Source organism: Corynebacterium sp. HMSC073D01 (assembly GCF_001815555.1).
Lineage (GTDB): Bacteria > Actinomycetota > Actinomycetes > Mycobacteriales > Mycobacteriaceae > Corynebacterium > Corynebacterium glucuronolyticum.
The window spans coordinates 15,251-28,024 of record NZ_KV821050.1 but is presented as its reverse complement, the minus strand read 5'-3'; the positions used below and the strand labels follow the sequence as shown (position 1 = coordinate 28,024).

Below are 12,774 nucleotides of genomic sequence, written 5' to 3'. Positions count from 1 at the left end.
AAGTGTTTCGCTGGTGCGCCCGCTACAACACACCCCGGTGCCACAGTTGGTGTGGCTCTCAGACCCAGAACACCTTCGAGGAGAAACAGATGTACCGTGTCGCCTAACCGCGTCTGCTAAGATCAAACCCAATCAATTTTTCACCCCAGGTGTCCACATCCATGGGGTCGGGTCCGGGCTGACACTTTACACCACCTACCCGGAAACCCCCTACCAACAACGCGGACACAACCTACCACCTATCCCGAATCGACATAGAATACCAACATCTTCAGTAATCCGCGCCCACGAATCACCACGAGCCAAAGCCACCATAATGGCCTGAAAATCAGTTGCCACAGCAACCTCATTTCTATAGAAAACGCGACCTGAGCGTCCACTGTGCACAGGCCGTCTCCTACAGAATGCCCAAAAAACTCCCCCGCCACCCGATACTCAGACTCCCCAGTACCCGATAAAGGAAACTCAGTACCGAACACCGGCGCCCGCCACTTGATAGTTCCGTTAATATAAAAATAACAAATGGGTTGGTAAACTAATTTGTAGTACTTATTTTGTAAGTGAAATAAATATTGCAAGAACGTGCGAGGGTTTGTCAAGCGTCTTTTTTTGGTTATTTGTGACGCGTCCGGGTACCTAAGGTCCAATTTCGCTAAAGTTGCTGGAGAACCAAATAGGTGGGCACTTTCGTATCATAATTATTGTTTAGAAGGCGGTATCGGTCTTCGTCGCGCTATCCTGCGAAGTGAGCAGCAAAACCGCTGCGCCTCAACGATAAGGAGAATACGTGCCTTACTTTGCTTTACGCGTTGAGTCTACTCAATCTGCGCGGAATACAAATCTGCACGCTACTACGGCACCTGCTGAATGCTGCGGTTGCCCCTCTGAAAGTAGGTGTGCTGCCTACTGCCGTGACAACTATCAAACCGCTGGTGGATATTGTGAGGTTTTCCTCGATCTTCGTTGCGTCTGTGTGTAAGTAGCTAGGTTCTATAGTGCGTCGTCGTTATAGACGGTGCACTATTTCTTTTTAGGAAGCAGAAATATATTGCTAAAAGTGGTCGAAGTCAGCAGAAAAATACAGGACCGAATTGTTTTCGAGCGAGTGAGTTTGTCGGCTGCAAAGGGTGAGTTGACTACAATTACAGGACCGTCTGGAAGTGGCAAGACTACCTTGCTTCGTTGCATTATGGGGATTGACCAGCCAGATTCCGGAACGATTTCTTTGGCTGGGGAGGTTTTTTCATCTTACCCTACGCGCCAACGCAGAGAGTTCCGGTTGAAAAACATTGGTGTTGTGGACCAGGAAAACCGTCTAATCGAGGACTTGAATTGTCGAGACAATATTCGTCTAATTGCAGAAATGTCCGGAGGTGGGCGAAAACAAAGTTTCGATACATCAAAGCGTATTCTCGAACGATTGAATATGGAGGAATATGGAAATCGCTACCCGGGATCTCTCTCCGGTGGCGAACGTCAACGCATCAGTATAGGTTGTGCCCTTGCCAATACTCCTTCGATAATTGCGGCAGATGAGCCTACATCCAGCCTCGATGATGAAGCGGCAGACACAGTCTTGCACTTGTTCTTAGATCTAGCCAGGCAATTTCAGATTCCCGTGCTGCTCGTTACCCATGATTATCGCGTGAGAAATTACGCATCGGCCGAATACAATTTCGGGAGGTTCGGTGTACCTCGATAAAATTGCAAGACGGAATCGCAGTGAAGTTTTCGTGGTCGGAATTTTCAACTTAGCGCTATTGGTGATAGTTCTTTTTCCGGTTATGAGCATGATTATGCTCGTGCATGCCGATCACAGAACTGCTTGGCTATCGACTGACAATTTCGGCGCACAGTCTAGCTTTTCTACTTGGTCAATTGGTTCTGGTGATGGGGTATTGGAACTGTCCCAGGTAGATCGCGATCAGCTTGGTGTCGTTCCTATAAAAAATTCTAAGAAAGATTTTCGTTGCTCTGTGGGGACTGGATCGAATGCATCCGAACAGTTTTCTCGGTACCTGGATTATTTGTCGTGCGAATCGACTTTGAAGGATAGTGCGGTGGTTGATCCCCGGACAACGCACCTTGTGACTCTGGCTGATTCTAAAACTAAAAGCCAAGCGCACGATGAAGTCGAAGCAAAAACGTCACTGGATTATACCGTTTGGTATCTAGTATTGGTTTACGTCATTATAGTCGTAATTCCCTGCTTGATTTGTTTTTGGAACGTGTCGAAAATTTTCGACTCGAAGTGGGGAGATACCGCAAAAACCATGGCGCTTCGTGGCATACCGAAAATGTCCGCAGCGCTTATGCTGTCGGCGGCACCTCTGACCGGTCTGATTACAAGTTTTCTGGTGGCTGCAGTGCCACTTTATTTGGTATCGCGAGTGCTTCAGCACGTGTCCTGGGAAGGGCGGGGATTCCTCCTTATTGACGCATGGATTGGTTTAGGGGGAGCGCTTAGTTGTGGTGCTCTGTTTACCATTGTATTGGCAGCTTTGACCTGTGCGAGGAGAGGGAAGATTGTTGCAGAGATTGACTAAATTTAGGTTAAGTGCGCTACCTGTGGGGCTGGCGATTGCTGCGGTCATGCTAGTTTGTTCCGAGATTTTTTCCATTCCACTTTTAGTACCGCTATCTTTCCTGCCAATAATTGTTGGTTTGGTATATCTAGCTCCTCTTTTAGCGATTGGTTTTGGTTGGTGCTACGAGAAAATCTTCGGTGGCGGGATCCAAGGTACGTTGATCTCGGCTTCGCTGCGCTACCGGTCTACATCCATCGGAATGAGCGTCGTACTTCTCTTTTGTATCTGTACGGTTTCTACGGTAACTGTCGGGCTCGCCAATGCGGGATTGGGCCAAGTTAGCTCCGGAATGAGCTATTGGAAGCCGGGAATTCATTGGGGTGCCCTGCCCGATGATGACAACCTTGAGGATATCTTTGGAGAATTCCTCGAACCTGGAGTGATGGGCACGTTCGGCCAAGGTCGACTTATGTCGGAGAGTCATCGGTCCGTAAACGCATTCGTCATGGGTTGCCAAGAATACTCTGCGTTGGCAACTGAAGACCCGCAATGTCCATCTAGTGATTCAGAAGTGCTGATGATTCCCGTAGGTATAGATCGGGCAAACCTTTCATCGGAGCTCTATATTCCAGGAACTGAAACGGTGGTGCAGTTGCCTCCCCTACAAACCCTGGAGGTTCCCGGACTCACTGAAGTTCTAATTTCGACTGGGGACAAGAACGTCAACAGCGTTGGAAGGTACTTGTATGCAGATCTAGAGCGTCTGCCCCCGAGTGTGGTTCTATCTATGGTTACCCATACAAGGGCAGGATTGACATCTCAAGAGCGAATTGACGACGTTAATTCAGCGATGTCAGCTGGTTATTATGACGCTGCATTGGCATTAGTCGTTAGCATCTTGCTGTTTGGATTAGCAGCAGTAAGTGGGATTTCTATCGCTGCAATCCGGGATCGGAGGAACCTGTTTAATGCGCTTCTGATACGTGGGGTGGACCCTGCGGCTGCGAAAAGGCTCGTTCGTATTGAGACAATTAGTCTGACAATTCCTTTCGCGATTTTAGGCTGCCTGAGTGGAACCGTTCTAGCCGCCGCAATTGCGAAGGTATCTAGCCTGGAACCATCTGATGCGATCACTAATCAAGCGTTGTGGATCATGATTACATTTATTTGTGCAGTACCTGTCATTACTGAAGTACTACTGCACAGAGCTGGTGATCTGTATGATTAATCCAGCATGGCTAGTTCAGTCAGTCGGGCTTCGCACAGTTGGAACCGAGCCACAATCTGGACTGAGTGACATCGAGATTATTTCTTCATTGGCGGAAAAGCACCCCGCAACAATAACCAGCGGGACGAGCACGAGGCCTGATGCGATAAACAAGCGGAGTGGAATCCGCACGCCCTTCGCGGCGGCGAGCGTCATCCATAGCAGGTTGGCAAGGGATGCCCACGGCGTGATGAGCGGACCCGCGTTCACGCCAATGAGCAGGGGGACGGTCGGCGCCATGGTCTCTAGCGCCAGGTAGGCGGGGAGATTATTGGTCAGGTTTGCGAGCCCCGCACCCGCCGCCGCAAACGCCACCTGTTGTGTAAACGGCGGCAGTTCGATCAGTGGGGCGAGGACATCCATGGATATCCCGTCCATGAGGATGAACAGCGCCAGCGCAAACAACGCCATCGTCCAGGGGAGCGCCCTCACAAACGGCACGGGGCGGATTGCCAAGAGAATCGCTAATAACCCAGCAGCCGCGATCCACGGGGCCACGCCGAGAAGGATCGCCACGGTGAACGCGCCGATGGCCAGCGCATACGGTGTGAACCGCACGGGTGGGGCCGTAAATGCACTAACCGGAACAACCTGTTTTCTGAAAAACAGCACGAACACGAGCGCCACCACAACCAGCACGAACAGTTGGGGGAGCGCCATCACGGCCATGAACTCTATCGCCGTGAGGCCCGCCTCCTGCTGCGCCAATAGGTTGGTCAGATTCGACACGGGCAAGAGCAGGCTGCCGGTGTTGGCCACCCACACGGTGATGAAGAGGTACGGCAGTGCGGACACCCGCCCGCGTTTCGCAAGCGTCAGCGCCACGGGCGTGAGCAGCACGATTGTGGTGTCCAGGCTCAATATCGTTGTGACAACAAAGCACAAGAATCCGAAGGCGAGAGCCGGCCGCCCGTCGGTCCGGCGCACGAGCCACGCGGCCACACCGTCGAACACGCCGTGCTGGTCAAGCACCGCGGATACGGCCGTCATAATGAGCAAAAACAACAGCACCGGCCACGTCCGCATGAACACACTAACTGGTGACAGGGTGCCCATGAGCGCCACACAGAGCAAGACCAATACGGCCGTGACCTTTTTCAGCATTACAAAATGAGCCTCGAGGTGTAGTTGACGGTGCGCGTGGCGGGAAGCCGAAAATAGCTTACCGGCTGCGCCTGCGTGCGGTACAGGAACGCGAATACCTTCTTCCGCAACCGCGTCATTTCCGTGTTCGGCCCGTTCACCAGCATCATCCGCCCGGTGAAGTAGAACGGCTTGTCATCCACGGCCACACCCGCGCGCCGCAGCAAGGGCAGGGCCTCCGGCACGTCGGGGGTTTCGAAGAAACCGTAGGTGAGCGTGACAAACGTGATGTGCCCGTCGCCTATCACCTTATCCACGGTGACCCGCTGCGAGCGAAGCACCCGCGGCCAGCTGGAGGTGACCACGCGCACGATGATGTTGTGTTCATGCAGGCAGTGGTTGAACCGCACATTGGTTTCCAGGGCGCTCGGCGGGGTGTCGTGGTTGAGGTGCAGGTAGATGGCGGTGCCGGGTACGGTGACGGGCGCGTGCACGTCCCCCCACCCGATCGTGATTTCCTTGCGTCGGGCGATGAGCATCCGCATGCCGTGCCGCCACGTCAGCATGGTGAAGATGATGGTGGCACCGATGGTGAGTGGGATCCACCCGCCGAGGAACAGCTTGACAGCGTTGGCGCTGAACAGGGCAATCTCGATCACGCCGAAGCCCGCGGCAAAGGCCACCACGCGCCACGGTTTCCAGTGCCTCACCGTCGCCGCGTACCAGGTGAACAGTGAGGTTGTCATGAGGAAGGTCCCTGTCACGGCCAGGCCGTAGGCTGTCGCTAGCCTTGCCGACGATTGGAACACGACGAGCAGAACCATCACCCCAGCGAAGAGCAACCAGTTCACTGCCGGAATGTAGATCTGGCCACGTTCTTTGTTGGACGTCTGCCGGATCGCCAGGCGCGGCAGGAGTCCCACCGATTGTGCCTGCTTGGACACTGAAAACGCGCCGGTGATGACGGCCTGGGCGGCGATCACTGTGGCCAGGGTGGCCACGCAGACGAGAGGCACCGTCGCCCAGCTGGGAACCATGAGGAAGAAGGGGTTGGTTATGCGCTCCGGGTGGTCGACGAGCATGCCGGCCTGCCCCAGGTAGTTCAGGACGAGGGCGGGGAGCACAAGGTACACCCACGCGCGCCTAATCGGGGTTCGCCCAAAGTGGCCGATATCCGCGTAGAGCGCCTCGGCGCCGGTGACCGCCAGCACGATCGAGCCGAAGGCCAAAAACGCGAGGCCCGGCGCGCTGACGATGAACCCCACCGCGTACGTGGGGGATAGCGCCCGCAGCACCCCGGGATGCGCGGCGATCTGCACGATGCCCAAAAACGCGAGCAGCCCAAACCACACGACCATGACCGGCCCGAAGGCCTTCGCCACCACGGCAGTCCCGTAGCGTTGGGCCACAAACAGGACGATGAGGATCGCCGCGCCGACCGGCACGACGAGGCGGGAGAGCTGCGGATCGACGATCCCGATGCCCTCAACCGCGCTCATGACGGAGACTGCGGGCGTGATGACGGAATCGCCGTAGAACAGGCTCGCGCCGACGATCCCGAGCGCGAGCGCCCACGGTTTGTGCTGGGAGACGGAGCGGTAGACGAGCTCTGTCAGGGCAAGGATGCCACCCTCACCGCCGTTGTCTGCGCTCATGACGAAGCACACGTATTTGACGGTGACGATGATGATGAGCGCCCACACGATGGTGGACACGATGCCATAAATGTTTGCTTGTGTTGGTGCGATGGCACCATCTTCTAGGGAAAATACGGATTGCAGTGTGTACAGGGGGCTTGTGCCAATGTCGCCAAAGACGACACCGAGCGCAGCTACCATAGCCGCGCCGGAGGCGAAACCATACTTGCGCATGGTGCGGAATCCTACGCCTGCGCGAAGAATTGCAAAACTGATGCCGATCCCCGCTGGTAGCACCTAGAAAAGCAAGTGTTAATACGTTATAACTGCAGTTCAGAGAGGGGGAGATAGGTGGTGACCGTAACCCCCGGCTACCCCCGTCGACAAGCGTAGGCTAGGTAACTATGACGACAACACGCTACGTCGCGGACCTCCGCATCGACGACCACACCCTGAACGTGCCGCTGAACTGGGACGATCCCGACGATAAACGGACGATCGACATTTTCGCCTCCGTCGTCACGCGCCCCGGCGGCGAGGACCTGCCCTACCTCACGTTCCTGCAGGGTGGGCCCGGTTCCGAGGCTCCGCGCGTGACCCATTCGCCGACGAACCCGGACTGGCTCGACGTGGCGCTTGAGCACTACCGCGTCGTCATGCTTGACCAGCGCGGAACCGGAAAGTCCACGCCCCTGGGCGATAAAGACCTCCCCAAAGGTGCCAACTACCTGGCGGAATACTGCACCCACCTGCGCGCCGATTCCATCGTCAAGGATGCCGAGGCTTTCCGCGAGCACCTCGGCGCAAAAACGTGGAATACCCTCGGCCAATCCTTCGGCGGCTTCACCACGCTTGCGTATTTGTCTGTATTCCCAGACAGCATCGACAACGCGTACTTCACTGGCGGCCTCTCCGCCGTCGGCCACCACCCCGACGACGTCTACGCGCTGTGCTACGAGAAGGTCCGCGCCTACACCGAGGCCTACTACCGCCGCTTCCCCGCGCACCGCGACAAGGTGCGGGACCTGGTAAAACGCGCCGAGAACCAAGAGATAAAACTCCCCACCGGCGAGGTCGTCTCCCCGTCGCGCATCCGCTCCCTCGGCCACCTCCTGGGCGCGGACAACGGCTGGATTGTCCTCCATGACCTGCTGGAACTCGATCCGGAAACCAACGCGTTCGCCTACGATCTCGCGCACGCCCTGCCGTTCGGCGGCCGCAACCCGCTGTATTACATCATCCACGAGTCGAGCTACTCCGACGGCTTCGTCACCAACTGGTCCGCCGAGCGCACCCTGCCGGACGCGTGGAAGGACGACCCCACGCTCCTCACCGGCGAGCACGTGCGCCGCGAGTGGGCGGACACTGTCCCGGCGTTTAAGCCCTGGAAGGAGGTCGTGGACAAGGTCGCCCAGGTCGAGTGGCCGTCAATCTACGACGCCGAGGCGCTGCGCAATTCCGGTGCCACCGGTGCCGCCGCCGTCTACGTCAACGATTGCTACGTGCCCCTCGAGTTCTCGCTGGAAACCGCGAAGCTCCTGCCCGGCGTCAAGACGTACGTGACCAGCGAGCACGAGCACAGTGGCCTACGTTCCTCGGGTGGCGATGTCCTTCGTCACCTCATCGATCTCGCTCACGGGAGGCGAGTGCGCTAAGTGCGTTTCTCCCGCCGCCTCTCCGCGCAAGAACCCAACCGCATCACCAGCGCAGCCCGGGAAAACCACCCGCTAGACGCCTCCGACTCGAACCCCACCCACCACGGGCTCGCGCCGCGCGTCTACACCGCTGACCCCCGGGGCGACAGCCGCGCCCGCGAACTCCTCGCGGAATTCGTCTCCGCGCGCGATAATCGTCCCGTCGACCCCGACCGCCTCTACCTGGTCAGTTCGTCGTCGCAGGCGTACGCGTGGCTCACCAAGCTGCTGTGCGACCCGGGCGACGCGCTCCTGGCCCCCCGCCCCGGCTACCCTCTCGTGGAGTCGCTGGCGGCGCTCGAGTCGGTCGCCATGCTCCCGTACCGTCTCGAGTGGGCCGGCTCGTGGCTTGTCGACGCCTCCTCGATCGCCCCCACGCCACGTACGCGAGCGATCGTGCTCATCAACCCGAACAACCCGACAGGCTCTTACCTCACCAGCGACGAAATAAGCCACTTCACCTCCCTCGGCTTGCCGCTTATCGCCGACGAGGTGTTCTTCGACTTCCCGCTCACCGACACTCCCCGCCACCGCATCGCCGGCGAGGACCGCGCCCTCACCTTCGCCCTCGACGGGATGTCCAAAAACCTCGCCGCCCCGTATGCTAAATTCAGCTGGATCGAGGTCTCCGGTCCCGCAGACGATGTCCGGGAGGCCCAGCGCCGCCTCGACACCATCGCGGACTCCTACCTGCCCATGGGCGACTTCATCCTCGATCACCTGCCCCAGATGCTCGCGGAAATCCCCGCCCAGCAAGCACGCGTCCGGGCCCGCACGGCCACCAACCTCGCCACCCTGCAGCGTCTGTCCACCGGCGTGACAACCGTCTATCCGCCGGAAGGTGGCTGGAACGTGCTCCTGCGCTTTCCCGATGTCATCGACGAGGAGGAGCTCGTCCTCACCCTCATCCGCGACGCGGGCATCACCGTCCAGCCCGGCTACTTCTTCGACATGCGCGTTCCCGGCTTTGTCAGCCTGTCGCTGCTGCTGGAGCCTGAGACATTCGAGAACGCGGCGAAGAAGGTCATAGACGCGATTAACTCCGCTGTTCAAGCGGAATAGCAAAGCGTCGCTGCTTTTCAAACGTGAGGTAGTTGATGCAGTCATCCCGGAGCCGTTCATGTCTATCCGTCACTGTGAAATCTGGCAGGGGTTTCTTTGAGGGCTTAGTCCCACGAGGATGCTGAGAGCACACTGCGCTGGGATAGTCGCAATTAAATTTGCTGACCAGGTCGACAAGTTTTTTCACACAGACGCAGATTCGCATGATGCTGAATCCCGTAATCCAATTCGGGTTGGTGTAGCTCTCTTGTAGGACGTAATCGTGGTAAAAATCGGCGGAGCTATCGCGTATGCCGAGTGCCCTTTCGACCATGTAGGTTACGGTCTCGGCCTCAAATTCTTTCATGATGTCCGGCAATTTCACGCGGTTCACATCGGCCTCTCCCCATTTTTGATCCGATTTGTAGCAGGCCAGGGGGCCGAGGTGACCCAGAAGCACGTGGGCGAAGCCGTGGAGCACCATCTCACACTGCCCCACAGGATCAAGATTCTTGTTCCAACGCACCTGGAAGTTGAGGTTGTAATGATTTTCCATGCCGTCCCTTCGCGGAACGACACGCACTCCGCAGTCATCGCGTTGCGCATCACCGGCATACATCGGTATCGACAAAGGCTTTGCGTCGATGCCGAAGCGGTGTGGGTAGGCGAGCAGGCGGAACAGCACAGATTCCGGGTCCCGCTCCTCGGGAACAAACTCGAAGGGGGGAATCTCCTCGCGGATGAGTGTCTCTACCAGCGACGGAGCTCTAGGCACCGTGTCGTTCAGATCCCACATTGGTTCGGTGGGTGCTGAGGGCATCAGACCTGGCACCGGGATTTTTAGCGGATCGCCTTGCAATCCGAAGTCATAGAGATGTCGATCAAAAAGGGCGTAGGTCTTGCTCCCAGGCTTTCCTAGTCCGAAAAGTGCGGCGTTGAGGGGCGAAAGGAACCGCATTCTTTTGACAGTGTTATCGATGAACTCGATAAAGGCATTTTCGTTCTTGTCTTTTTCACGCAGTGCGCGCATGCGGTTGACAAAAAGGCAGTCGGTGGCTGTGTACATGTGGCCAATATATATCGGGTCATCCACACGGGAGTGCGAATAGGGGTAGAACTAATGTTTGATAGGTCTAAAGGTGCGGCGCCTTTAGTGGAATATCTCGGATAAAAGGACTTGAAAATCTCGGATAGAATTACCGGAAAATCTCGGGTAAAATAACCTGAAAATCTCCAATTGAAGGGTTGAGCAGGTTTAATGATTGATTATGTGGACCGTGTCGCGGATGAAATCCTTGCGGACGCGCTTTCTCGTGCCGGCGCTGTCCTTGTTGAGGGCCCCAAAGGATGCGGGAAGACGGAAACGGCTCGTCAAGCGGCAAAGAGTGAAGTTCGAGTCGACGTTGACCCCCGCGTGGAAATCGCCATGGGGATCGATCCTGCCCTTGTTCTTGATGGCGATACCCCGCGCCTGGTCGACGAGTGGCAGGTACAGCCACTTCTGTGGGATACCGCCCGTCATCTAGTGGATGACCGTCAGGAGAAGGGGCAATTCATTTTCACAGGTTCGACTGCATCTGGAGAACAAGCAGCACGTCACTCGGGTGCGGGACGCTTTGCGAGAGTACGGATGCGCACCATGACCCTATTCGAAACTGGAGATTCCACGGGCACAGTATCCCTCCAGAATCTGGCAGCAGGTGAAGAAATCCGTGCGGTGGAAAGTTCCATGAACATCTCCACCTTATTTGAGCGTATGTGTAGGGGTGGCTGGCCAACCAACCTCGAGCTGACGCTTGCGCAGGCTCAGGCAAACAACAGAGACTATGCGCGCACCATCGCAGAAGTAGATATACGCACTCCTGACGGCGCGAAAAGAGATCCAGAAAAGGTGATGAAGGTGTTACGTTCATTGTCGCGTGGCCTGGCTACTGAAATGAGTGTCGCAACAATTGCTAAGGACACAGGAATAAACTGGGAAACCGTCAGCGATTATCTTGATTCACTGCAGCGCATCTTTATTAGCGAAGATCAGCTGGCCTGGTCCCAAAACCTTCGCTCCCGGACGCCACTGCGCAAGGCACCAAAACGGCACCTCACAGATCCTGCCCTCGCTCTCGCGGTACTGAATGTTTCTCCAGAGGCCCTCGTGAAAAATCTTCCGTTTGCTGGGCAGGTCTTTGAATCGTTTGTCGTCCATGAGCTCCGTGCGTTAACTGCTCGTCCCGTCTACCATGCACGGCTGGAGGATGGTCTGGAGGTCGATGCTCTTGTGGAAATGGACGATGCAATCCTTGCAGTGGAGATCAAGTTGGGGCACTCAAAGGAAGTGGTGGATGGCGCAGCCGCGAACCTTCTGAAATTTGCAAAGCTCCTGGATGGAAACGTGGTTCCGGTTGTCATCACAGGCTCTGGCCTGTCGTATCAGCGCCTGGACGGGGTAAGTGTTGTCGCCATCGATGCTCTAGCACGCTGACATGTACCCTGGGCTGGCATCAACCGTCGATGAGGAAAGGTCTCCATGGAACAAGACCAGCAGAAAAACAACGGAAATCTCCCAGCTCTCCTGGTCGTGGGAACGGTTGGTGTGCTGCTACCGATCATGCTCCCTAGTTGGGAGTGGGCGGGGATCGTCGGGTGGGGAACTGCTCTAATCGCCTATATCGCTGCTTTTGCCGTGGCGCTTCGTCGCTTTAGCAACGAGCGGAGCTAGCGGAAGTTCACCCGCGCCATCACGGCCTCGATGATGATGACATTCACCTCGATAGCGGTGACAGCCCAGTAGGAAAACGTGATTGCGCCACTGGTAAACGCAGAAATGCTTGCGATTATCGCTATGCACACGAGAAACGTCACGATGGTTCTGATGAGATTCACGGTCAGTCTTTCCGGGCTCTTCCGGTTTTAGAGTGCGTTGATTTTGTTGGTGAGGCCTCCGGAGTGGATGAGGCACCGCAAGATGTAGTGGTTGAGGTTTTTAAATCCTAGGGCGATGCCGCGGAGGTGTTCGAGGCGTCCGTTGATTGCTTCGACCGGCCCGTTGGATACCCCACGGTCGAAAAACGCGAGGATGTCACGGCGCCGCTTATGAAGGCTGCGTCCTAGTTGGGCTATCTCCTTATTTGCTTTGCCTTTCATGACACGCAGTTGGTCGATCAGGTTGCTCATGGCCTTTTTGGCTTGCCGTCGGTTTTTCATCTCGTAGGCGTCGATGACACGCTGACTCTTAACGATGAAGCAAGAACCAGAAAGAAAAGATGGGCTTCGTCCTTTTCTTTCTGGCTTAGAGAACCATCGGCGTGCCTCTGCGGAGCATGCTTCCGAGCTGGCGGTTGGATCGAACTGAAAGGTGGCGGATCATGCTTGCCACATACGGGGTTACACTCGCTCTGGCTTTGCTATGTATTTGTCGGCGAAGCGAGGATATGGACATCGCTGGTGATGGTGCTACTCCCTTGGCTGGAAAAGCTCCACCCACTACAGTAAGGGTCGTAGGGATTGCTTGAGTGAGCAACTCCACATAG

The 12,774-nt window shown here is 56.4% G+C and carries 11 protein-coding genes and 1 pseudogene; 7 read left to right on the top strand and 5 right to left on the bottom strand.

Features of this window, described 5'->3' with window-relative positions:
- Positions 1-1,057: 1,057 nt before the first annotated feature.
- From HMPREF3044_RS12630 to HMPREF3044_RS07725, 3 genes are read left to right on the top strand one after another with little or no spacing between them, the layout of a single operon-like run.
- Entirely contained in the window at positions 1,058-1,702 is a 645-nt protein-coding gene (locus tag HMPREF3044_RS12630) for an ABC transporter ATP-binding protein (RefSeq protein ID WP_168167241.1), read from the top strand.
- Entirely contained in the window at positions 1,689-2,546 is an 858-nt protein-coding gene (locus HMPREF3044_RS07730) for a hypothetical protein (protein WP_141759654.1), read from the top strand. The genes HMPREF3044_RS12630 and HMPREF3044_RS07730 overlap by 14 nt, the downstream gene beginning before the upstream one ends.
- Before the next feature lie 22 nt (positions 2,547-2,568).
- A complete protein-coding gene (locus tag HMPREF3044_RS07725) occupies positions 2,569-3,756 on the top strand; it encodes a hypothetical protein (protein ID WP_070740544.1) in 1,188 nt (395 codons plus the stop codon).
- Positions 3,757-3,771: 15 nt separating this feature from the next.
- Here HMPREF3044_RS07725 and HMPREF3044_RS07720 read toward each other — a convergent pair whose 3' ends face one another.
- Both HMPREF3044_RS07720 and HMPREF3044_RS07715 read right to left on the bottom strand, forming a co-directional pair.
- The gene (locus HMPREF3044_RS07720) at positions 3,772-4,899 is read right to left on the bottom strand and encodes an ArsB/NhaD family transporter (protein WP_070740541.1); all 1,128 of its coding nucleotides are present in this window, start codon (positions 4,897-4,899) and stop codon (positions 3,772-3,774) included.
- Entirely contained in the window at positions 4,899-6,749 is a 1,851-nt protein-coding gene (locus tag HMPREF3044_RS07715) for a potassium transporter Kup (protein WP_239170971.1), read from the bottom strand. Before HMPREF3044_RS07715 ends, HMPREF3044_RS07720 begins: the two co-directional genes overlap by 1 nt.
- 170 nt (positions 6,750-6,919) lie before the next feature.
- Between HMPREF3044_RS07715 and HMPREF3044_RS07710 the strand changes: the two genes are divergently transcribed.
- Together HMPREF3044_RS07710 and HMPREF3044_RS07705 are read left to right on the top strand one after the other, a co-directional pair.
- Entirely contained in the window at positions 6,920-8,170 is a 1,251-nt protein-coding gene (locus HMPREF3044_RS07710) for an alpha/beta fold hydrolase (protein WP_070740538.1), read from the top strand.
- Positions 8,171-9,271, top strand: coding sequence for a pyridoxal phosphate-dependent aminotransferase (locus HMPREF3044_RS07705; RefSeq protein WP_070740535.1), 1,101 nt, complete (start codon positions 8,171-8,173; stop codon positions 9,269-9,271).
- Here HMPREF3044_RS07705 and HMPREF3044_RS07700 read toward each other — a convergent pair.
- The gene (locus tag HMPREF3044_RS07700; protein ID WP_070740531.1) at positions 9,246-10,316 is read right to left on the bottom strand and encodes a hypothetical protein; all 1,071 of its coding nucleotides are present in this window, start codon (positions 10,314-10,316) and stop codon (positions 9,246-9,248) included. The two genes, HMPREF3044_RS07705 and HMPREF3044_RS07700, sit on opposite strands and share 26 nt — an antisense overlap.
- Positions 10,317-10,508: 192 nt before the next feature.
- Between HMPREF3044_RS07700 and HMPREF3044_RS07695 the strand changes: the two genes are divergently transcribed.
- Both HMPREF3044_RS07695 and HMPREF3044_RS07690 read left to right on the top strand, forming a co-directional pair.
- Positions 10,509-11,726, top strand: a complete 1,218-nt coding sequence (locus HMPREF3044_RS07695) for an ATP-binding protein (protein WP_083318135.1) — start codon at positions 10,509-10,511, stop codon at positions 11,724-11,726.
- Between the two features lie 45 nt (positions 11,727-11,771).
- Entirely contained in the window at positions 11,772-11,963 is a 192-nt protein-coding gene (locus HMPREF3044_RS07690) for a hypothetical protein (protein ID WP_005388395.1), read from the top strand.
- Here HMPREF3044_RS07690 and HMPREF3044_RS13130 read toward each other — a convergent pair.
- On the bottom strand, positions 11,960-12,127 hold the full coding sequence (locus HMPREF3044_RS13130) for a hypothetical protein (RefSeq protein ID WP_005388396.1): 168 nt from the start codon (positions 12,125-12,127) through the stop codon (positions 11,960-11,962). The two genes, HMPREF3044_RS07690 and HMPREF3044_RS13130, sit on opposite strands and share 4 nt — an antisense overlap.
- A 27-nt stretch (positions 12,128-12,154) precedes the next feature.
- A pseudogene (locus HMPREF3044_RS07685) lies at positions 12,155-12,472 on the bottom strand (transposase); the annotation flags it as partial.
- Positions 12,473-12,774: the final 302 nt, after the last annotated feature.

What these genes read in the sequence shown, in the direction of transcription:
- HMPREF3044_RS07720 (WP_070740541.1), bottom strand. Translation starts at nt 4,899, where the DNA reads ATGCTGAAAAAGGTCACGGCCGTATTGGTCTTGCTCTGTGTGGCGCTC.
- HMPREF3044_RS07715 (WP_239170971.1), bottom strand. Translation starts at nt 6,749, where the DNA reads ATGCGCAAGTATGGTTTCGCCTCCGGCGCGGCTATGGTAGCTGCGCTC.
- HMPREF3044_RS07710 (WP_070740538.1), top strand. Translation starts at nt 6,920, where the DNA reads ATGACGACAACACGCTACGTCGCGGACCTCCGCATCGACGACCACACC.
- HMPREF3044_RS07700 (WP_070740531.1), bottom strand. Translation starts at nt 10,316, where the DNA reads ATGTACACAGCCACCGACTGCCTTTTTGTCAACCGCATGCGCGCACTG.
- HMPREF3044_RS07695 (WP_083318135.1), top strand. Translation starts at nt 10,509, where the DNA reads ATGATTGATTATGTGGACCGTGTCGCGGATGAAATCCTTGCGGACGCG.
- HMPREF3044_RS07690 (WP_005388395.1), top strand. Translation starts at nt 11,772, where the DNA reads ATGGAACAAGACCAGCAGAAAAACAACGGAAATCTCCCAGCTCTCCTG.